This window comes from Neobacillus sp. FW104-15D2 (genome assembly GCF_058790155.1).
On the sequence record NZ_JBYTCJ010000028.1, the window covers coordinates 37,457 to 57,794 of the forward strand.

Sequence of the window (20,338 nt, forward strand, 5' to 3'; positions counted from 1 at the left end):
TCATTTAGATAAGTTATTAATGATGCTTGCAGCTACTGCCCGCCAAATATGTTCTTCTGTTAAATAAGAGGACATAAGACCTCTGTACATAGCCATCTGCTTTTCCTGGAAATCAGGCGCTTCTTTATCAGGAAGCTCTGCCCGTCCCTTATCAACCATTTCCTGCATTTGCGGTGCTCTAGGACCCCCATACGCCGGCTTCATTACCTTCCTGATCAATGAAAATAAAAATAGGAATAGCCCTTGAAGTTCCGTTTGTTAAATATTGATCCATCAATTCAAGATTCTGGTCGCGCAGTAAAAAGCGCACCTCCATATTGGCTTCCTCTGCCACCTTCATTAGGATTGGATTATTTAGCAGAGCATCACCGCACCAATCCTCTGTTAAAACCATTGCTCTTAAACCCTTGTCCCTGAAAGCTTGAAGCTTCCCCTTCTCCACTTTGTTCAGTTCAAACTGTCTGTAGATAGATTGCATTTCTTCTTTATTTTTTGACATTCCGCTGATATATTCTTCTGCTGTCATACCTTTTTGAAACCATTCATTCAGACTCATTTTTGCACTCCTCCTTTATTTAAATGATATCGCTTTCCCTTCCTTTTTTACAATTATTTGCTATCTTTAAAACTTTTCACTACCTTGATAACTAATTACTATTCCAAAAAAATATTAAAATTGACAGAAAAATTAGTATTGTATATAAATAAAGAAGGCGGAATCATTTTTAGAAAATTAATATTATTTAAACCTATTCCATCGTGACAAAGGGGGAAAGTATATGTCAAATGAGGTTCTTCAAATGATTTCGATTGGGATCTACATGGCCGGAATGCTTTTTATCGGCTGGTATTCCTATCGAAAAACAAGCAATCTCACGGACTACATGCTTGGGGGACGTTCATTAGGCCCTGCCGTTACAGCATTGAGTGCAGGTGCGGCTGATATGAGCGGATGGCTGCTAATGGGATTGCCTGGAGCAATATTTTCGAAAGGTCTTGCCCAAGCTTGGATTGCTATTGGCCTTACCATTGGTGCTTATATTAACTGGCGATTGTTAGCACCTCGCTTACGCTCTTATACCCAGGTGGCAAATGATTCAATTACAATTCCAAGTTACCTTGAAAACCGATTCAAAGATGATACAAAGCTTTTGCGAATTGTATCCGGTATTGTTATTCTTATTTTCTTTACTTTCTATGTTTCATCCGGTTTGGTTTCTGGAGCAGTATTTTTCAAAAGCTCCTTTGGCGTGGATTACCATACGGGACTTTATATTGTAGGCGGTGTCGTTGTCGCCTATACTTTGTTCGGCGGCTTTCTTGCTGTCAGTTACACTGACTTCATCCAAGGCTTAATGATGGTTATCGCGCTTCTGCTCGTTCCTATCATCGGGATTTTTAAAACCGGTGGCCCTGGGGAAACCTTTGATACAATCCGGGCTATTGATCCCACACTTCTTGATTTCTTTAAAGGGACTAGTTTCCTAGGAATTGTTTCAGCAATGGCCTGGGGACTCGGGTATTTTGGCCAGCCACATATCATTGTTCGCTTTATGGCTATCACTTCCATTAAGGAAATAAAAAGCGCCCGCCGTATCGGTATGGGCTGGATGATTTTTTCACTTATTGGTACGATTTTTACAGCATTAATTGGGATAGCTTTCTTCCACAACAACACCCATTATAAATTAGATACTGCTGAAGCTATCTTTATCCAGCTTGGACAAATCTTCTTCCATCCAATTGTGGCCGGCTTTGTTCTGGCTGCTGTATTGGCTGCAATTATGAGTACAGTATCTTCCCAATTAATTGTTACTTCCAGTGCTTTGATAGAGGATTTGTACAAAGTGGTTGTAAAGAAGGATGCCGGAGACAAAGAACTGGTTACTCTTGGCCGCCTGGCGGTATTAATTGTGGCTCTTATTGCCGCTGCACTAGCTTTTAAGCAAAACAATACCATTTTAGATCTTGTTGCCTATGCATGGGCCGGATTCGGGGCTTCCTTTGGTCCTGTCATCCTTCTAAGCTTGTATTGGAAAAAGCTCACCAAATGGGGAGCGCTTTGGGGTATGGTGGTTGGAGCTATAACGGTTATTCTATGGAGCAATCTTGGGCTTGGAAAAACACTCTATGAAATCGTACCAGGCTTTGCGTTCAACTTAATTGTTGCTGTGGTTGTCAGCATGCTCACCTACCAGAAAAATGATGCTATTGAAAAAGAATTCAATGAAAGCGTGAGATTACTAAAACACGAATAATATATTGGAAGGCTGTGCCAGTGTCACCGGCACAGTTTTTTACTTTGAGGCAAGGTTAGTTCCTTTTCTTTTTTTGGGACCTGATAAGGGTCACTATTGGGGCTCTTTTGGTTCGCTCCCTTCCCTTTAAACCTTTTAAGTTAACGATACAGGAGCTTTAGTTACCCCTTTTCCCTTTGGTGGCCCAATTTTTAGCACTAATAAAAACTTACAAATTTATCTAGCGGGTTTCCTGAAATATCGTATAATTTTTTCAAGAGGAGTGATACATTTGAAGATTATTAGTAATACAGTTAAGGCTTCAATAGAGATTCCCTATACGTTTTTCAAGCAGAGAACAGAGTCAGACACCTTAGCCATTATCCTTCCTGGGGCCGGATATACAGCCCAGGCCCCTTTGCTGCACTACACTGCCGGAAGCTTTTTTACGAGAGGGATTGATGTTCTTCAGGTTAATTACAAGTATCCCAAATCACTAAGTGATGAAACATTTACTGCGGATGTACAAACAGTGGTCAATTCAGTATTATCCGAGCACCACTATGATCATTACTATATTGCAGCCAAATCAATTGGAACGATTGCTCTATCTGGTCTTCTAAAAAATCCAATCTTTGATTCTGCAAAACTAATCTGGTTCACCCCGCTAATCAGCGAAGACTTTGTTTATCAAGCTTTAATGGAAGCAGGCAACAAGGGACAGGTTTATATAGGCACGGAGGATCCCAATTATTCGCCTGAAAGATATGGTGTAATCGGTAAAAAGGGAAATCTGGATTGTCATTTAATTGAGGGTGTTAACCACTCTCTCGAAAAGAATGATGATATTCTCCAATCAATTGATATCCTTAAAGAGATTATAGAGAAGGTCTCAGCTTTTTAGTATAGGAGATACAGTGGAGGATTTTGGGCAGTTTGACTTTAAATGTCTGGATAAACTCATCACATACTATTCTTAAAAAGAAACCCTTAAAAACTTGTATACCAACATAAAACAAAAGGCACGGAGTTCCGTGCCTTTTTATTCTTAATCTATCTCAGGCCAGTGCTGGTAAACCTCAAGGTTGATTAAATCTCCTTTAAACTTTACTCCCTCGCTTTCCAGGGACATTTTTTGGATGAACTGGCCTTCCTCTTTCAAGCCAATTTCCCCTTTTGAGTTCACCACCCGATGCCAGGGCAGCTGATATTTCTTGCTCATTGAATGGAGAATCCGAACTACCTGTCTTGCTGCTCTTGGGCTTCCTGCAAAGTGTGCAACCTGTCCATATGTCATCACTTTTCCCGGCGGGATTTCCTTTATAATTGCTATAGCCCTTTCTGTAAATCGTTCCAAAGTATGTCACTTTCCCTTCAACCATCTTCCAGCTCAATGTTTTACCAAAGCCAGGGAGGAATATCAAGGCGTTTTCAGCCTCTTCAGCCAGTGCATTATATTCACTGGTTTTCTGGTTAAAATTTTTAATACCTGTCTTATATGTAATCTAATTTTGGTTATATTCTCTTAACATCTCATTATATTTATCTGACAAACCGTTAAATTCTTCTATCGATTTTTCATACTCACCATTTAAATCACTTGGAAAACTATAATCGGCTCCATTCTTCACTTTCACCTACAGAGCACGTTGTACAAAAACGCCTTTACACCGGTAAGGAACTTTCCGAACGTCATGGCAGCCTTCACAAACAAAGAGCTTAAGACCTTTTTTGTGACTTCCGCAATCGCAAAATTTCTCTACTTCTTTTGTGACGATAGGCCTGATTTTTCTTTTATATTTATTTTTGAATTTTTCCCAATGTTGATTTCCATCAAAGAAAATCCGTTTTAAAATATTGTTTTCCATACAAAAAAAATACCACAGTATCAAGGACTGTGGTGGAAAAAAATTATATAATTTCTTATCTTTCTAAAAAGCCGGTTTTCTCAATAGGAGAAACCGGCTAAAACACTTTAATGAAAGGTGGGTTGAGCTTAATAGTCTGTTGAATAGCGCATTAATATAAAGCGTTGGATTATTGAGAGAGTGAACGGCCTCAGCCTGATTTTCCAGATTGTCTCTCTATTCAACTATTAACATTGTCTAAACACTTAATTTTGTAAATCAACTGGAACAACAGCATATTTTATTTCTGTTTCTAGCTCATTTACAAGACGGTCCTTTTCCTCATCAGACCATCTAAACACACTACTCATATAGGTTATGACATTTTCTTTTGTTTGTTTAACAGTATTTATTGAAAACAACAGGAGGCCCGTTCTTCTTAGGAAAAAATCGAGTGGCGTAACTGTCATTTCGTGCTCAATTGAATAGACCAGCATAGTAAAAAGGCCGAGAGGCAAGCCAACGTTTTTTGCTTCCTGTCTCCTATCGCGAGCAATATCAAACAAGATCTCTGCATTAGAGCCATATTTACGGGCAATATTTGCGGACTCATTTTCTGTTAAACCGGCTTCCATCCCCCTTTTCGTTTGATTCTCCACAAAAGATTTAAAACCTTTTGATCCTCCGACATCACCGCCTGACAAAGGAAGATGTTTTGTTTTTGACTCAGAAAAGCGGATATTTCCTTCGGAAACAAATTTTTTCGCGATCAAATTTACAACGTTTTCAGCCATTTTACGGTACCCCGTCAGTTTACCGCCTGCGATGGTAATTAATCCAGATGGTGACTCCCAAATTTCATCTTTTCTCGAAATTTCCGAAGCGTTCTTACCTTCTTGAAAAATAAGCGGACGAACTCCTACCCAGCTTGACTCAATATCTTCTTCTTTTACGTGGACAGTTGGGAACAAATAATTTATGGCATTAATAATATAGCTTCTGTCCGCTATCGTCATTCGCGGATGTGCAGTCTCTTCATTATAGAAAGTATCTGTCGTTCCGACATATGCTTTTCCTTCACGGGGAATAGCAAATACCATCCGTCCATCTGGAGTATCGAAATAAACTGCCTGCTTTAAAGGGAATTTAGACTGGTCAATCACAAGGTGCACCCCCTTGGATAATTGAAGGAACTTCCCTTTTTTTGAATGATCTTTCGCGCGGATATCATCTACCCATGGCCCTGTTGCATTCACGATTTTTTTCGCTGTAATTTTAAAAGTTTCATCTGTTAAAAGATCACGGACCAATACCCCGGTAATCTTCCCGTTATCGTATAATAGCTCTTCTGCCTTTGCATAATTAAGCGCCTTAGCGCCGAATTTTACAGCTTCCTTCATTGTTTCTATCGTTAAACGTGCATCATCAGTTCTATATTCCACATAGTAGCCACCGCCAATAAGACCTTCTTTTTTTACAAGTGGAGCACGTTCAAGGGTTTCTTTTCTTGATAGCATTTTCCTACGCTCGGATCTTTTTACTCCTGCCAGAAAATCATAGACTTTTAAACCAAGAGAAGTGCTGTATTTACCGAATGTCCCTCCTTCGTGAAACGGCAATAACATCCATTCAGGAGTTGTTACATGAGGGCCGTTTTCATAAACAATCGCCCTTTCTTTTCCTACTTCAGCAACCACACCAACCTGCAGTTGTTTTAAATAGCGCAATCCTCCGTGCACGAGTTTCGTTGATCTGCTAGATGTACCCGCAGCAAAGTCCTGCATCTCCACTAGAGCAGTTTTCATTCCCCTAGAAGAAGCATCCAAAGCGATGCCAGCTCCAGTAATGCCCCCTCCGATAATGAGTACATCCTGATGTATTTGAGCCATTGCTTCCTTTATTTCTTCCCGATTATTATTTGTAAAGTCCATTGTTTAATCCCCCCTGAGAGTAAAGCGAAAGAAGAACAAAAAGAGGCCATAGAATACATTTTTCTCAAAATGTTTCCATGGCCTCTCCAAATCTCCAACCAGTTATTAACTTAATTTAAGTATATCATAACAATACTGTACTGTCATTTAAAATGCAGCTTTTATTTAAATGCCATTGTTGCATTGATGGCTTTTTTCCAACCATCATAGAGGCCGGTTCTTGTTGCTTCTTCCATTTTAGGATCAAATGATTTATCAATTGCCCACTGTTTTGCAATTTCCTCCTGACCACTCCAGAAACCAACCGCAAGACCAGCAAGATATGCAGCACCAAGTGCAGTTGTTTCATTAATTTGCGGACGTTGAACAGGAACATTTAATATATTGCTTTGGAATTCCATTAGGAAATTATTCTTAACTGCCCCACCATCCACACGCAGTGTTTTCAATTCGATTCCAGAATCTGATTCCATTGCGGATAATACATCCTTTGTTTGGTATGCGAGTGATTCAAGAGTTGCACGTACAAAATGCTCCTTGGATGTGCCACGAGTAAGGCCGAATACTGCTCCCCTGACATCACTATCCCAATAGGGAGTTCCAAGGCCTACAAATGCAGGAACAACGTAGACGCCGTCAGTAGATTCTACTCTTGCTGCGTATTCCTCACTGTCAGCGGCATTTCTAAACATTCTTAGTCCATCACGCAGCCACTGAATTGCAGAACCAGCAACAAATATACTTCCTTCTAGTGCATATTCTACTTTTCCATTCAATCCCCACGCAATGGTAGTCAACAAACCATGCTTGGAAGGAACCGGCTTCTCTCCCGTATTCATAAGCATAAAACAGCCAGTGCCATATGTGTTTTTTGCCATCCCAGACTCGAAACATGCCTGGCCGAATAATGCTGCTTGCTGGTCACCAGCTGCTCCGGCAATTGGCACTTCCTGGCCAAAGAAGTGATAGTCTGCTGTCTTAGCATATACTTCCGAAGACTGACGAACTTCAGGAAGCATTTGCTTTGGCACATTCAGTATTGAAAGCAGCTCGTCATCCCATTTAAGGTCATAGATATTAAACATGAGGGTCCGGGAAGCGTTGGTATAATCGGTAACATGCGCTTTCCCTCCAGATAATTTCCAGATAAGCCATGTATCGATCGTACCGAAAAGGAGTTTTCCCGCTTCAGCTTTTTCCCGTGCTCCCTCCACATTATCAAGAATCCATTTTACTTTTGTACCGGAGAAATAGGCATCAATAAGGAGACCTGTTTTTTCACGGAAGAGATCATTATGGCCGGCAGCCTTTAATTCATCACAAATCCCGCTTGTCTGGCGTGATTGCCACACGATAGCATTGTAAATAGGTTTACCTGTTTCCTTATCCCAGACAACTGTTGTTTCACGCTGGTTTGTAATTCCTATACCAGCTACTTGCTCTGGTTTTACATCTGCTTCGGAAAGGCAGGATGCGATAACGGCTAGAATAGAACCCCAAATTTCACTTGCATCATGCTCAACCCAACCCGGTTTTGGAAAATACTGTGTGAATTCTCTTTGCGCAGTGTGAAAAATTTCTCCTTTTTGATTAAAAAGTATGGCCCGAGAGCTTGTAGTCCCCTGATCCAAAGATAAAATGTACTTTTCCATGATACGTCCCTCATTTCTAATTTTAATAGATACCTAGAAAAATATTTACTATTAACTTAACTATTCAGCTTAGCAGATTTGGGATCATGTGCAATTTTACCTTTTTCCCCAAATGCATTAGAAACCAAATAAAATGGCATTTCTACCTTTCTGTCTGAATCGGCGGTTCATTCAGACAGTATAGGGAAATCGAAGCACCTTCCTGTCTGTATCAGCGGTTCATTCGGACAGTTTAGGGAAACCAGAGGGATTTCTAGTCTGAATAAGCGGTTCATCCGGACAGTTTGGTGAAACCAAAGTGCCTTTCTGTCTGAATACTTCCATTATCATCCTCCTCCCTTTATAAAAAACCACCCCCCATTTAGTCAAATGGAGAGTGGATTTAGATAATTTATCGGGATAACAGGAATTGAACCTGCGACCCCTAGCACCCCATGCTAGTGCTCTGCCAAGCTGAGCTATATCCCGCTACTATTTAATTATATCACTGCCCAGTTTCCATTTTTAATACCCTTTTGAAAGCAAAAGCTGACAATTTTCAATCTAAATCCTCATACACAAATTTAATCAAACGTTTGATTAATTTTTGATTTAAAGTTGATTTAATCATCTATTTTTCCCGGGAAATAGAAAAAAACTGTCGAAGTAAGTTCATCACTTTTTCGACAGCTTTTATAAATTACCTTTTAGCCAGTTCCTGATTTAACAGCTTGTTTACAAGCTGAGGATTTGCCTGCCCTTTTGTTGCTTTCATGATTTGACCAACCAGAAAGCCTGCTGCTTTTCCCTTACCGCTTTTAAAATCATCAACAGATTGCGGGTTCGCATCGATAATTTCCCCAATAATTTTAAGAAGTGCTCCTTCATCGGAAATCTGTACAAGTCCTTTGGATTTAACGATTTCCTCTGCACTTCCGCCTTCCTCCAATAGTTCTTTGAAGACCTGCTTAGCGATTTTGCTGGAGATGGTGCCGTTCTCTATAAGCTTAATCATTTCCGCAAGACCTTCTGGCTTAAGCCTTATGTCCTGCAATTCTTTTTGTTCAGCGTTTAGATAGGCTGATAATTCACCCATGATCCAGTTTGAGGCCTGCTTTGCCTCAGCACCGGCATCAACGGTGGCTTCAAAAAAGTCCGCCATCTCTTTAGTAGCTGTGAGTACTCCTGCATCATAGGCTGGCAATCCCAGCTCATCCATATACCGCTTTTGACGTTGATCCGGAAGCTCAGGGATTTCGGCCTGTATTCTTGCTTTCCATTCGTCATCAATAAAGAGATCGAGTAAATCAGGTTCCGGAAAATAACGATAGTCATCGGATCCTTCTTTTACCCTCATGAGAATCGTAGAATTAGTTGCTTCATCATATCGGCGGGTTTCCTGATCAATATTCCCACCGGAAAGAACAACCTCACGCTGTCTCTTTTCCTCGAATTCAAGACCTCTCTTTACAAAGTTAAAAGAGTTCAGGTTTTTCAACTCGGTCTTTGTACCGAATTCTTTCTGTCCAACTGGACGTATGGAAATATTCGCATCACAGCGAAGTGATCCCTCTTCCATTTTACAATCCGATACACCTGTGTACTGGATAATAGACTTTAACTTTTCAAGATAAGCATACGCTTCCTCCGGGGTGCGGATATCCGGCTCAGAAACTATCTCAATAAGAGGGGTTCCTTGTCTGTTGTAATCAACGAGCGAATACCCCTTGCCGTGTGAGAGCTTTCCTGCATCCTCTTCCAAATGGATTCTAGTGATGCCGATTCTCTTTTTCCCGCCGTTTTCTGTTTCAATCTCGATCCAGCCGTGTTCGCCAATCGGCTTATCAAATTGAGAAATCTGATAGGCTTTAGGATTATCAGGATAAAAATAGTTTTTACGGTCAAATTTAGTGTGGCTGGCAACCTCACAATTCAGTGCCATTGATGCCTTCATTCCAAATTCAACTACCTTTTTATTCAAAACTGGCAGAACACCTGGATAACCAAGATCAATTACCGTAACATTTGTATTTGGCTCCGCCCCAAAGTGGTTAGGGCTGGCAGAAAAAATCTTTGAATCTGTTTTTAATTCAACGTGAACCTCGAGACCAATTACTGTTTCAAATTCCATTTCCTTCACCCCCTATAACACCGGTCTTTGTTTATAAAAGTCTGTTGACTGTTCAAAAGCATGAGCAGTTCTGTAAACTGTAGCTTCATCGAAATGTTTTCCTATGATTTGCAATCCAAGAGGCAATCCTTCCGAAAATCCGCATGGAACGGATATAGCAGGAACCCCTGCCAGGTTAACTGGTATTGTCAGAATATCATTCGCATACATGGTCAGAGGGTCTTCCGTATTTTCTCCAACTTTAAAAGCAGGAGTTGGAGTTGTTGGCCCAATAATGACATCATACTTGCTTAACACATCATCAAAGTCTTTTTTAATTAATGTTCTTACCTTTTGAGCTTTTTTATAGTAGGCGTCATAATAACCAGAACTCAGAGCAAAGGTGCCTAGCATAATCCGCCGTTTTACTTCGTCACCGAAGCCTTCTGCCCTTGTGTTTTTATATAAATCCAGGAGATTATCTGCATTACTAGAACGATAACCGTAACGTACCCCGTCAAACCTCGCCAGGTTGGCGGACGCTTCGGACGATGACAGCAGATAATAAGTGGCCAGGGCATACTTCGAGTGAGGGAGAGAGACTTCCTCCCATACAGCGCCCATTCCTTCAAGCACTTTTAAGGCATCCAGAACGGACTGTCTTGAAGCTTCCCTTACACCTTCACCAAGATATTCCCTAGGAACAGCAATTTTTAATCCTTTAATATCCCCCGTCAAAGCTGCAGAAAAATCAGGAACATTCACTGGCGCAGAGGTAGAATCCATGGGATCCAATCCGGAAATTGCCTTTAACAGGTAGGCATTATCTTCAACTGTACGCGTAATTGGTCCAATTTGGTCAAGAGATGAAGCAAATGCTACAAGCCCAAAACGGGATACCCTTCCATAAGTAGGCTTCAACCCAACCACTCCACAAAAGGCGGCTGGCTGGCGGATGGATCCGCCTGTATCCGATCCAAGCGAAAAAAGTACTTCTCCAGCAGCCACAGCTGCCGCCGATCCACCAGAGGAACCTCCAGGAACGGTTTCCAGGTTCCATGGGTTGCGTGTTTTTTGAAAGGCTGAGTTTTCATTGGAAGATCCCATCGCAAACTCATCCATGTTCAATTTTCCGATCGTAATGGTTCCTGCCTTTTCGAGCTTTTCAACAACTGTTGCATTATATATTGGATCAAAGCTGCCAAGGATTTTACTTGCACAGGTTGTCCGAAGATTCTTCGTAACAATATTATCCTTAATGCCGATTGGCAACCCAGCCAGCAAACCTTGAGGTGATTTCCCATCTAACTCTTTGGCAGATACTCTTGCACGTTCTTCATCAAGTGTTAAAAAGGCCTGTACCTTTGAGTCGACCGCGCTGATCCGTTTATAGGATTCATCCACTAGGTCTGAAACTCGGATTTCTTTTTTATGTAATAGTTCATGCAGATCAGCTGCACTTTGTTCAAATAAACCCACTGCTTTCCCTCCCTATTCTCCCATAATGGATGGGACCTTTATATAGCCGTCCTGATGCTCTGGAACATTCTTAAGTACCTCTTCCCTCGGAAGGCCTTTCACCGGAACATCTTCACGAAGGACATTTTTCATATCTAGCACATGAGAGGTAGGCTCAACATTCTCTGTATCCAGCTCGTTTATCAGTTCCGCAAAATGAATAATTTCATCCAGCTGTTTCCTGTACATTTCTGCTTCTTCCTCCGTTATTGCCAGCCGCGCCAGGTTAGCCACATGCTTTACTTCTTCAATCGTAATTCGGGACATTTTTCTCCCTCCTGTTCTGTCATTATTATTAATGATAATAACAGAGTTTTCCTCGCTACTGCAACGCAATTGGGATTCAAGGTGGCCAAAGGCCGTAAAAAAAAAGGAATAATGTGGAATATAGGAGTTGAGAAAATGGAATTTTATCGGTTTGATCGTGAAATGCGCAGAGACATACAGGCATTCGATAGCAAAAATGTGGGGATTACACCAATTATTCGTAAAGAAGGTTTTACCTCTGCAGGCTGCATGCATTTTGATGCAGTGAGTGTACTTGGGATGCATGAAGCAGTTGGTCCGCAGCTTTTTTTAGTAGTGGACGGAGAAGGCTGGGTCAGGGTTGAAGGGGAAGATAAAGTTCCAGTTTCAAAAGGAACTGCCGTGTTCTGGACAGCTGGTGAAAACCATGAATCCGGTTCAGAAACAGGAATGGCAGCTATTATAATTGAAGGCCCGGACTTAAACCCAGAACAATATTTGAAAAAGTAAAAGCTTGGGGATTTGTTCCTCAAGCTTTTACAACTTATTGTAAATAATCTTCTACAAAAGACTTAATTTCAGGTTTAGTATCATACTAAAGGCCTTCCTAATTGGAAGATCTATTTTTCTCTTTGAAAAAGCGTAATAAACTAGCAAAAGGCCTTCCTTTTTTAAAATTTTTGTGTGGATTGAATTTAATATTTTTCCGAGAAAAGACTTTTGTATCCCTGAGTTTCCATCCACAATAACATCCTTTGTAACCCTCTCAATGTCTTTTTGATAATAGTGTTGAAGCCCTTGGTTTTCTAATCCGCAGCCAGCTAAAATAAGGAGAAAAATAAAAACTAAGAGTTATTTTTGAACATTTTCCTAAAAAGTGAAAAAACGTTTTTCTTTTTAACAGGTTTTTGCGTTGGAGTCTCGACTTTTTTTACATAGATTTCTTCCTTATCAATAGCATGTTCCATCGCCAGAACAAGCCCAATATCGGTTTCGTGTTCTTTGTTCGCTACGATTTTGTATTTGATTTTATTCTTATCTGCCATCTTTCTATACTTTGAAAATTCATGGTAGTCCATGTTTCCATTTAGAAAAAGAAGGGCATTCGGATTGGTTTTCATCTGCTGCTCAACTTCCCCATACACACCTGGTTCTCTTACCTGGCTTTGGGTAAGCACCAAAATAATTCTTTCCCTCAGTGTGCCTAAAAATTTGCGCCTTTCCTCGGGCTTAATTTCCTTTTGCCCATGGATCCCCTGCTGCAAAATCTCATCAACTGTCTGTTTCCCCATCTCTTCAACTCCTTAACGGAACTAATACTATGTATGAATCTTCTTTATTAAGCGTGCGCAAAAAGTATCGTTACATGCAGTGGAAAAGTGAGGCTTTCTCAACTTGATTAATGAATTGGGCAACCCGTTTGAGACATTTTTACACTAGCTTGATTATAATACCTTACTTTGCTGTTTACCTACAAAAGTACTAACCTGTTTGTTAGGCGCGATCAATTCTATCGATAAATTTTTGTGGTTTTTGGCCTTTATCGATAAGTTTTAGCGGCCTATTCACTAAGTTTTGAACTTCAATCATTGTTTCCATTAAAAAAGCCCTCTCCCTAAGGAGAAGGCCTATTTGGTTTATATTACGCAGTGAATTGGGCTTCTTCGGTTGATCCCTTCAGTGCAGTTGTTGAAGATGTTCCGCCAGAGATAACCATGGAAACCTGGTCAAAATAGCCTGTTCCCACTTCACGCTGGTGCCTGGTTGCTGTGTATCCGTGCTGCTCACTGGCAAACTCAGCCTGCTGAAGCTCAGAGTAAGCTGCCATACCGCGCTCTTTATAGCCGCGTGCAAGTTCAAACATGCTGTGGTTTAGAGCATGGAAGCCTGCAAGTGTAACGAATTGGAACTTGTAGCCCATTTGTCCAAGCTCCTGCTGGAATTGAGCGATGGTTTCTGCATCCAGTTTCTTTTGCCAGTTAAATGATGGAGAGCAGTTGTAAGCAAGCATTTTGCCAGGGAACTGTTCATGGATTGCTTCTGCAAAACGACGGGCTTCCTCAATGTTTGGCTCGGAAGTTTCACACCAGATTAAATCTGCATATGGAGCGTAGGCCAAGCCTCTTGCAATTGCCTGATCCAATCCTGCTTTTGCACGGAAAAATCCTTCCGCTGTACGTTCTCCTGTAATGAATGGAGCATCTACAGGATCTATATCACTGGTAATCAAATCAGCAGCATTTGCATCTGTACGGGCAACAAGAACAGTTGGTACGCCCATTACGTCAGCAGCCAGGCGGGCTGCAATCAGGTTGCGTACGGCAGTTTGTGTAGGAAGCAGTACTTTTCCTCCAAGATGTCCGCACTTTTTCTCGGAAGAAAGCTGATCTTCAAAGTGAACACCAGATGCCCCAGCTTCAATCATGCCCTTCATTAGCTCAAAACAGTTTAATTGGCCGCCAAAACCTGCTTCAGCATCAGCAACAATTGGTGCAAACCAATCAACAGAGTTGTCACCCTCAGAATGGTGAATTTGGTCAGCACGCTGAAGTGCCTGATTAATTTTTTTAACGACATTTGGAACACTGTTTGCTGGATATAAGCTTTGATCAGGGTACATATGGCCTGATAGGTTGGCATCCGCAGCAACCTGCCACCCACTTAAGTATATAGCCTTTAGGCCAGCCTTTACCTGCTGAACAGCCTGGTTGCCAGTCAAAGCTCCAAGAGCATTGATGTAATCTTCCTCTTTAAGAAGCTTCCAAAGCTTTTCGGATCCCTTGCGAGCCAATGTATGTTCGATATCAATAGAGCCACGGAGTTTGATAACATCCTCGGCAGTATAAGGACGGGTTACTCCCATCCAGCGCGCATCCATTTCCCAATTTTCCTGTAATTGTTGAGCTCTTGAATTTGTCATTTGATTTTCCTCCTAATATATTAATTTAACAATTTTTAATTGCCCTGCTGAAGTTGAAAATGTTATCCCTCTTCCACAGTCTGATCTAAAGGTGGTTTTCAAGGTGTAGGTAAGCAGAAGTATAGGCATGTGCCATTTTCAATCAGTTTTTTTGCATTATGGAAAAATTACATTCCAAAATCTAAAAAACTGCTCGAATTCGGTGATGATTTAAAGGAGATGTCTCTCTGAAGATGTAGTGGTATAAAGTCTGTTCCTTTTATAAAAATTTTCAGCCTTGCTTTCTGTTTTGTAACAGCGCTCAATGATTGTGCATTGCCCTATTTATATAACTCGTTTCTTTTCCTCACCCCCTGTTATAATACAGTATGTTTTATATGTTTGTATTATATAACAGAGTTTTCAAAAAGGAAACTAATTTGAATAAAATTTTTAGAATTTTTTATTTTAGTTTTTCGACAGGAGTCCAATCTGGCGACGGAGCGGGCTTTGAGGGGAATCACAGGAAGTAAATATGGGGTTAAAAGTCTTCTTAACAGCAGTTTTTGGTTAAATTTAAATAAAAAGTTGGAACAAATATCAAAAGAAATGACGTGTGAATTGACACACGCCACGGGGTAACACAATCTGTTTTTAATAATAAGTAGGATAGTAAGTTCCTGGCGGCCTTCCGTAAGGACCTCCATAAGCCTGCTGTATAGATGGGATAATTGGGTTGTGGAAGGAAGATTGGTATTGGGAGGGTATCTTAGAGGTCAGATTATAAGGAGTAGAGTTTTGATAATACTTGGCTTTACAAGCTCCTGATTGTCCATGATGCGGGCCTGTTACAATCGTATAAGTCATTTTTGTTCACCTCTTTCAAAGGGTATTTCTTTATCGTATGAGTTACAGTTAATATCATTGCTTATATCAGAAGGAATGATAAAAATGTGCTTAGGACAAATGACTCCTTGGGACTAAAAAACACTCTCCAATGAAGGTGAGTGCTTAGCGGAATTGCTGATACAGTTTTAAAAAGTCTTCTTCCCTGCTGTTACTATTTAGGAAATGTCCTTCGGCCAACGCCGCCAGTAGTTTTCTCTTAACCCCAGAATCCTTGATCTCCTTTATAATCTGCTGTCTGGCATGAAAAAGAAAGTCAAGGTAGGCCTCGTACCGTTCATCGTATTCCTCCGCCAAATGATCGCGAATCTTTTTTGCCAGAACAGGACTCGCCCCACCCGTTGAAACAGCCAGGCATAAATGTCCGCGCCTTACTGTTGCCGGGAGCTGAAAATCGGATTTTGCGGGGTCATCCGCAATCAACACAAGCTGTTTACTGCTCGCATAATGGCCGACTAATTGATTAACCTCCTTATTATTGGTCGCAGCAAAAACAAGGAAGGCACCCTCAAGGTCTTCAGGGGAAAATTTTTTAGGAAACCAAATAATTTCAGCAGACTTGTGAAGTTCATCAAGCCCCACCGTTATCTCAGGGCTCACGACTTTTACATGTGCGCCACTATCCAGAAGCCCTCTTACTTTGTTCTCGGCGACATTACCGCCCCCAATCACAACTGCCTTCCTTTCTTTTAAATGGAGCATAATAGGATACTGTGAATTCATTTTGCCACCTAGCTTTTCTAAAAGAAATAAGTCTATCATTAAATCTCACACATCATAACTACTAATATTGAAGGCTTTTAATCAGGCTATCCTTTGTCGGCTCCGCAGGTATAATGCCCACCTTCAATCCAGCCGCTCCAAGTTCTTTCCTAGTTTCATTCCCAAGGCAAGCAACTTCCGCTCCTGCAAGCAATTCGTCTACATTGAGGCCTGCAGATTCAATCTCCTTAAGGAAAGGCTTGACGGATGCAGCGCTAGGAAACAATACTGTGTTTACCTCAGCTTCTTCAAGCATTCTTTTAAAAAGAAAATTGTAGCTTTGGTCAATTTCTTTTTTTACAGTAATAAGAGGCCCAAAGCTTCCATACTGGGTTGTATTCAAAATGGAAGCATCACCAACAACAAGGAGATTTCCTGATCCAGGGACTTCTTCCACAACCTTTGCCACAAATCCTCGACTATTTAAAAATCTTTTCGTTTTTCCTGAAAGTACATAGAATTCAGCAGTAATCCTGCGTACATCCATATCTTTTTCTATAAGCTGTTTAAAAAACTCTTCAGCACTTTCAGTGGAAGTAAATAATATTTTGTCCGCTGCAATTGCTTTACCTAAATCAGCAGCAACCGATTCTCTTTTCCATTTAGGAAATTCGATAACATCGGCTCCCTGTTCCATCAGCTCTTTCGCCAGGCTGCTTTGACCTGTACTAGTTCTGGCAAAAAGGATCTGCCGGCCATAAAGAGGCTTATTCTCAAACCATTTTAATTTTTTGCGAAGGGAAATTACCTCACCAACCAGGATGATCGAAGGATTTCTGAACTGTTCTTTAACAGCTTTTTCAGCAATGTCAACTAGTGTTCCCTGGAGTGTTTTTTGTCGTCCGAAGGTTCCCCACTGAATTAAAATAACAGGTGTCTCAGCTGCTTTTCCGTGCTGAATCAGGTTCTCGCAGATAAAAGGAAGATTACCAACACCCATGTAAAAAGCGATTGTATCTACTCCGCGAGCAAGTCCTTCCCAATCCAAAAGCGGCTTTCCTTCCTTCGATTTATCGTGTGCAGTAACAACGGCAAAGGATTCAGCAAATTCTCTGTGTGTAACAGGTATGCCGGCATAAAGGGGAGCGGCAATGCCGGATGAAATACCAGGAACGATTTCAAATGGGATATTAAATTCAACAAGGGATTGTGCTTCTTCGCCAACCCGGCCAAAGACACCTGGGTCTCCGCCTTTTAGGCGGACTACTATTTTGCCTTCGAGCGCTTTTTCCACCAGAAGGCTGTTAATTCCCTCCTGGCGTAAAATATGGCGGTCCGGCAATTTACCGCAATAAATGAGTTCGCAGTCTGCGGGCGCAAAGTCCAAAAGCTTTGGATTTGCCAGCCTGTCATATAAAATGACTTCTGCCTGCTTGATTGACTCCATTCCTTTAACGGTAATTAGTGATACGTCCCCCGGTCCTGCTCCCACTAAAAATACTTTTCCTGTTTTCATCCTGATAGCACTCCTGCCTGGTGTTTATTTTATAGCAATATATAAACTTGATTATCTTCTATCAATACCTCATATGTTTTAACCTGTCCAGTATCCGGTGCCTGAACTTTACCATCAATTAAAGAGATTTTCCAGTCATAAACCGGGCAAAAGACAAATTCACCGCTGACAAGACCTTCTGAAAGAACCCCGCCCTTTGGATGCGGGCTTTGGTTTTCAATCGCTCTAACATCGCCGTTTGTCAGTTTAAAAAGAGCAATTCTTTTGTTACCGATCCTAACTTCTTTTCCGGAGCGGGCTGCAAGTTCAGAATACCTTGCAGCTGCTACTCTTGTCATTGTTTCTATCATACTAGCCACTCCCGTCTATTAATTTTTCTCAGTAACTTTATAATACTTTTCAAGTATTTGTTCATGCTCGATGGCATCATTCCATGGCTCGATGTATTTTTGAAGTGTTTTATCCATTCGTTCATTCAGGGCGTTACGTGTTTTTTCGTCTGCAAGCACCTCTTGCACATGCTTGAGTCCCACCCGGTCCAGCCATTTAGAAGTTCTTTCCATGTAGCTTGCGGTTTCACGATAGTATTGGAGATAGGCACCGGCCATTTCCATCACTTCATCTTCATTTTTCACGGTACACAATAGATCACCTGCTCTCAGGTCGACACCGCCATTTCCCGCAACATACATTTCCCAGCCGCCATCAATACCGATAACACCGATATCTTTAATACCAGCCTCTGCACAGTTCCTTGGGCAAGCAGATACACCCATTTTTACTTTGTGTGGAGTATCAAGGCGTTCAAATTTTTTCTCCAGCCTGATTCCAATTGACATGGAATCCTGTGTGCCGTATCGGCAGAATTGAGCACCCACGCAAGTTTTAACGGTACGCAGTGTTTTGCCGTAAGCGTAGCCAGAAGGCATTCCTAACTCTTCCCAAATGGCTGGCAGGTCTTCTTTTTTTACTCCAAAAAGCCCAATTCTCTGTCCGCCAGTTAATTTTACAAGCGGAACATTATATTTCTCCGCAACCTCGCCAATCTTTTTCAAATCTTCGGCAGTTGTCACACCGCCATACATTCTTGGAACAACAGAATATGTTCCATCCTTTTGAATATTAGCGTGCATTTTTTCATTAACAAGGCGGGAATCACGGTCATCCTTGTACTCATCCATATAAATCATGCCCAGGTAATAGTTAAGGGCAGGACGGCATTTTGTACAGCCCTCTTCATTTTTCCAACCCAGGACATTCATGACTTCTTTAATACTTGTTAAGCCTTTTTCCTTCATCTCCGCTACTACTTCGTCGCGAGTTAACGTGGTACAACCGCAAAGGCTGATTTTTTGAAGATCTGCTTTAAAGGAATCTCCTAAGGTATGAGAAAGAATCTTTCCAACCATCCCTTTGCATCTTCCACAAGAGCGTCCGGCATTTGTACAGCTGCTTACCTGATCGACCGAGGTCAAGCCTTGAGTGTGTATGGCTTCTACAATTGTACCTTTTGTTACGCCGTTACAGCCGCAAACCAACTCATCCTCTGGCATCGCTGCTATATTTTCTCCCTCTTCACCGCTATTTTCCGACTGAAGAAGAGAAACGCTTGTCATGCCGCTGATATCTTCTTTTTTGGAAAGAATTCTGAACAGCTTATTGCTGTCGTTTGTATCGCCGTATAGCACAATGCCGACAATCTTGTTGTCCCTAATTAAAATTTTCTTATATACACCATCGAATTCATTGTGGACCTTGATTGCTTTTGTCGTTTCATCATCCTGGATTTCACCAGCAGAATACAGGTCAACACCTGAAACCTTTAAACCTGTTCCTGTTACAGATCCTTGGTATGGAGCACTTTCCTTGCCGCAAAGGCGGGCTGCAAGAACCTTTCCCTGTTCATATAAAGGAGCGACGAGTCCATAAACAATTTCACGGTGTTCGGCACATTCCCCCACTGCGTATACGTTCGGTATATTTGTTTCCATGAAGTCATTCACAACAATACCGCGATTGCCATAAATGCCACTTTCCTTGGCTACTGCAGTGTTTGCCCTTATTCCAATTGCCATCACCACGAGGTCGACATCTATTTCGGATCCATCTTTAAAGCGAAGCCCTGTTACACGGTCATCCCCAAGGATTTCAATCGTTTGTTTTTCCATTAAAAATTCCATTCCCTGAGCTTCCAATTCCTTTTTCAGCATCCCGGAAGCAGTTGGGTCTAGCTGCCGTTCCATTAGGTCGGCCATTAAGTGAATTACTTTAACTTCCATTCCGAGGTTTAACAGCCCTCTTGCTGCTTCAAGACCTAAAAGTCCTCCGCCGATAACAGCTGCTTTTTTATAGCTGCCTGAGACTTTGATCATCTTTTCACAATCATCTATATCTCGAAAACCAGTTACTCCTTCTTTCTCCGCACCTGGAATAGGTAATATAATAGAATTTGAGCCAGTGGCAATTATAAGCTCATCAAATTCTACTTTTCGTCCTGCATCTGTAAAAACCGTTTTGTCTTCTGTACTAATTTCAGTAACCGCTTCGCCAGTATATAGATTAATATTGTTTTTCTCGTACCAATCAAGCGGGTTCATAATAATGTCATTAAAATTTGTGTCCCCCTGAAGAAGAGTGGACAATTTTATTCTATTGTAATTTGGATGTGGTTCTTTTCCAAAAATCGTAATGTCAAATTGATCCGGTGCCAGTTTTAGGATTTCTTCAACGGTTCTTACACCTGCCATGCCGTTGCCAATCATGACTAACTTTTTCTTATTCATAACGGGTCTCTC

Annotated in this window: 18 protein-coding genes, 1 tRNA gene and 1 pseudogene; 3 read left to right on the top strand and 17 right to left on the bottom strand. The window is 41.3% G+C overall.

Annotated elements, in window-relative coordinates; translation table 11 throughout:
* Together AC3WR0_RS19505 and AC3WR0_RS19510 are read right to left on the bottom strand one after the other, a co-directional pair.
* Positions 1–168: a hypothetical protein gene (locus AC3WR0_RS19505; RefSeq protein ID WP_492553876.1), complete on the bottom strand. Its 168-nt coding sequence runs from the start codon at positions 166–168 to the stop codon at positions 1–3.
* Positions 169–178: 10 nt separating this feature from the next.
* The gene (locus AC3WR0_RS19510) at positions 179–556 is read right to left on the bottom strand and encodes a thioredoxin family protein (protein WP_492553877.1); all 378 of its coding nucleotides are present in this window, start codon (positions 554–556) and stop codon (positions 179–181) included.
* A gap of 223 nt (positions 557–779) precedes the next feature.
* On the opposite strand from AC3WR0_RS19510, the gene putP reads away from it, so the two are divergent.
* Positions 780–2,258 (top strand): sodium/proline symporter PutP, encoded by a 1,479-nt coding sequence (putP, locus tag AC3WR0_RS19515; RefSeq protein WP_492553878.1) that lies wholly within the window; start codon positions 780–782, stop codon positions 2,256–2,258.
* Between the two features lie 271 nt (positions 2,259–2,529).
* Positions 2,530–3,141 (top strand): alpha/beta hydrolase, encoded by a 612-nt coding sequence (locus AC3WR0_RS19520; RefSeq protein WP_492553879.1) that lies wholly within the window; start codon positions 2,530–2,532, stop codon positions 3,139–3,141.
* A 144-nt stretch (positions 3,142–3,285) separates the two neighbouring features.
* On the opposite strand, the gene AC3WR0_RS19525 is transcribed toward AC3WR0_RS19520, so the two are convergent.
* The 8 genes and pseudogenes from AC3WR0_RS19525 to gatC all read right to left on the bottom strand — a co-directional run bounded on the left by AC3WR0_RS19525 (position 3,286) and on the right by gatC (position 11,541).
* The gene (locus AC3WR0_RS19525; protein ID WP_492553880.1) at positions 3,286–3,594 is read right to left on the bottom strand and encodes an MGMT family protein; all 309 of its coding nucleotides are present in this window, start codon (positions 3,592–3,594) and stop codon (positions 3,286–3,288) included.
* Between the two features lie 254 nt (positions 3,595–3,848).
* Positions 3,849–4,105: pseudogene (locus tag AC3WR0_RS19530) on the bottom strand (transposase zinc-binding domain-containing protein); the annotation flags it as partial.
* Positions 4,106–4,350: 245 nt separating this feature from the next.
* A complete protein-coding gene (locus tag AC3WR0_RS19535; RefSeq protein WP_492553881.1) occupies positions 4,351–6,015 on the bottom strand; it encodes a glycerol-3-phosphate dehydrogenase/oxidase in 1,665 nt (554 codons plus the stop codon).
* Positions 6,016–6,176: 161 nt separating this feature from the next.
* Complete coding sequence (gene glpK, locus AC3WR0_RS19540; protein ID WP_492553882.1) at positions 6,177–7,667, bottom strand: glycerol kinase GlpK; 1,491 nt, start codon at positions 7,665–7,667, stop codon at positions 6,177–6,179.
* A gap of 394 nt (positions 7,668–8,061) precedes the next feature.
* Positions 8,062–8,135, bottom strand: a tRNA-Pro gene (locus tag AC3WR0_RS19545).
* Positions 8,136–8,346: 211 nt separating this feature from the next.
* Positions 8,347–9,777: an Asp-tRNA(Asn)/Glu-tRNA(Gln) amidotransferase subunit GatB gene (gatB, locus tag AC3WR0_RS19550; RefSeq protein WP_492553883.1), complete on the bottom strand. Its 1,431-nt coding sequence runs from the start codon at positions 9,775–9,777 to the stop codon at positions 8,347–8,349.
* 12 nt (positions 9,778–9,789) lie between these two features.
* Positions 9,790–11,235 carry an Asp-tRNA(Asn)/Glu-tRNA(Gln) amidotransferase subunit GatA gene (gene gatA, locus AC3WR0_RS19555; protein WP_492553884.1) on the bottom strand — a complete coding sequence of 482 codons (1,446 nt, stop codon included), beginning with the start codon at positions 11,233–11,235 and terminating at the stop codon, positions 9,790–9,792.
* Positions 11,236–11,247: 12 nt separating this feature from the next.
* On the bottom strand, positions 11,248–11,541 hold the full coding sequence (gene gatC, locus AC3WR0_RS19560; protein WP_492553885.1) for an Asp-tRNA(Asn)/Glu-tRNA(Gln) amidotransferase subunit GatC: 294 nt from the start codon (positions 11,539–11,541) through the stop codon (positions 11,248–11,250).
* A gap of 135 nt (positions 11,542–11,676) precedes the next feature.
* Here gatC and AC3WR0_RS19565 point away from each other — a divergent pair, with 135 nt between their 5' ends.
* Complete coding sequence (locus AC3WR0_RS19565; RefSeq protein ID WP_492553886.1) at positions 11,677–12,030, top strand: cupin domain-containing protein; 354 nt, start codon at positions 11,677–11,679, stop codon at positions 12,028–12,030.
* A gap of 335 nt (positions 12,031–12,365) precedes the next feature.
* On the opposite strand, the gene AC3WR0_RS19570 is transcribed toward AC3WR0_RS19565, so the two are convergent.
* The 7 genes from AC3WR0_RS19570 to nirB all read right to left on the bottom strand — a co-directional run bounded on the left by AC3WR0_RS19570 (position 12,366) and on the right by nirB (position 20,326).
* A complete protein-coding gene (locus tag AC3WR0_RS19570) occupies positions 12,366–12,812 on the bottom strand; it encodes a YueI family protein (RefSeq protein ID WP_492553887.1) in 447 nt (148 codons plus the stop codon).
* 350 nt (positions 12,813–13,162) lie between these two features.
* Complete coding sequence (gene aceA, locus AC3WR0_RS19575; RefSeq protein WP_492553888.1) at positions 13,163–14,440, bottom strand: isocitrate lyase; 1,278 nt, start codon at positions 14,438–14,440, stop codon at positions 13,163–13,165.
* Between the two features lie 633 nt (positions 14,441–15,073).
* Positions 15,074–15,286 carry a hypothetical protein gene (locus AC3WR0_RS19580; protein ID WP_492553889.1) on the bottom strand — a complete coding sequence of 71 codons (213 nt, stop codon included), beginning with the start codon at positions 15,284–15,286 and terminating at the stop codon, positions 15,074–15,076.
* 144 nt (positions 15,287–15,430) lie between these two features.
* Positions 15,431–16,048 (bottom strand): precorrin-2 dehydrogenase/sirohydrochlorin ferrochelatase family protein, encoded by a 618-nt coding sequence (locus AC3WR0_RS19585; protein WP_492553890.1) that lies wholly within the window; start codon positions 16,046–16,048, stop codon positions 15,431–15,433.
* Between the two features lie 61 nt (positions 16,049–16,109).
* Positions 16,110–17,543 carry a uroporphyrinogen-III C-methyltransferase gene (gene cobA / locus AC3WR0_RS19590; RefSeq protein WP_492553891.1) on the bottom strand — a complete coding sequence of 478 codons (1,434 nt, stop codon included), beginning with the start codon at positions 17,541–17,543 and terminating at the stop codon, positions 16,110–16,112.
* Positions 17,544–17,572: 29 nt separating this feature from the next.
* Positions 17,573–17,893 (bottom strand): nitrite reductase small subunit NirD, encoded by a 321-nt coding sequence (gene nirD, locus AC3WR0_RS19595; RefSeq protein WP_492553892.1) that lies wholly within the window; start codon positions 17,891–17,893, stop codon positions 17,573–17,575.
* A gap of 18 nt (positions 17,894–17,911) precedes the next feature.
* Positions 17,912–20,326 carry a nitrite reductase large subunit NirB gene (gene nirB / locus AC3WR0_RS19600; RefSeq protein ID WP_492553893.1) on the bottom strand — a complete coding sequence of 805 codons (2,415 nt, stop codon included), beginning with the start codon at positions 20,324–20,326 and terminating at the stop codon, positions 17,912–17,914.
* Between the last annotated feature and the right edge of the window lie 12 nt (positions 20,327–20,338).

What these genes read in the sequence shown, in the direction of transcription:
- AC3WR0_RS19505 (WP_492553876.1), bottom strand. Translation starts at nt 168, where the DNA reads ATGCAGGAAATGGTTGATAAGGGACGGGCAGAGCTTCCTGATAAAGAA.
- AC3WR0_RS19510 (WP_492553877.1), bottom strand. Translation starts at nt 556, where the DNA reads ATGAGTCTGAATGAATGGTTTCAAAAAGGTATGACAGCAGAAGAATAT.
- putP (WP_492553878.1), top strand. Translation starts at nt 780, where the DNA reads ATGTCAAATGAGGTTCTTCAAATGATTTCGATTGGGATCTACATGGCC.
- AC3WR0_RS19535 (WP_492553881.1), bottom strand. Translation starts at nt 6,015, where the DNA reads ATGGACTTTACAAATAATAATCGGGAAGAAATAAAGGAAGCAATGGCT.
- glpK (WP_492553882.1), bottom strand. Translation starts at nt 7,667, where the DNA reads ATGGAAAAGTACATTTTATCTTTGGATCAGGGGACTACAAGCTCTCGG.
- gatB (WP_492553883.1), bottom strand. Translation starts at nt 9,777, where the DNA reads ATGGAATTTGAAACAGTAATTGGTCTCGAGGTTCACGTTGAATTAAAA.
- gatC (WP_492553885.1), bottom strand. Translation starts at nt 11,541, where the DNA reads ATGTCCCGAATTACGATTGAAGAAGTAAAGCATGTGGCTAACCTGGCG.
- AC3WR0_RS19565 (WP_492553886.1), top strand. Translation starts at nt 11,677, where the DNA reads ATGGAATTTTATCGGTTTGATCGTGAAATGCGCAGAGACATACAGGCA.
- AC3WR0_RS19570 (WP_492553887.1), bottom strand. Translation starts at nt 12,812, where the DNA reads ATGGGGAAACAGACAGTTGATGAGATTTTGCAGCAGGGGATCCATGGG.
- aceA (WP_492553888.1), bottom strand. Translation starts at nt 14,440, where the DNA reads ATGACAAATTCAAGAGCTCAACAATTACAGGAAAATTGGGAAATGGAT.
- AC3WR0_RS19580 (WP_492553889.1), bottom strand. Translation starts at nt 15,286, where the DNA reads ATGACTTATACGATTGTAACAGGCCCGCATCATGGACAATCAGGAGCT.
- AC3WR0_RS19585 (WP_492553890.1), bottom strand. Translation starts at nt 16,048, where the DNA reads ATGAATTCACAGTATCCTATTATGCTCCATTTAAAAGAAAGGAAGGCA.
- cobA (WP_492553891.1), bottom strand. Translation starts at nt 17,543, where the DNA reads ATGAAAACAGGAAAAGTATTTTTAGTGGGAGCAGGACCGGGGGACGTA.
- nirD (WP_492553892.1), bottom strand. Translation starts at nt 17,893, where the DNA reads ATGATAGAAACAATGACAAGAGTAGCAGCTGCAAGGTATTCTGAACTT.
- nirB (WP_492553893.1), bottom strand. Translation starts at nt 20,326, where the DNA reads ATGAATAAGAAAAAGTTAGTCATGATTGGCAACGGCATGGCAGGTGTA.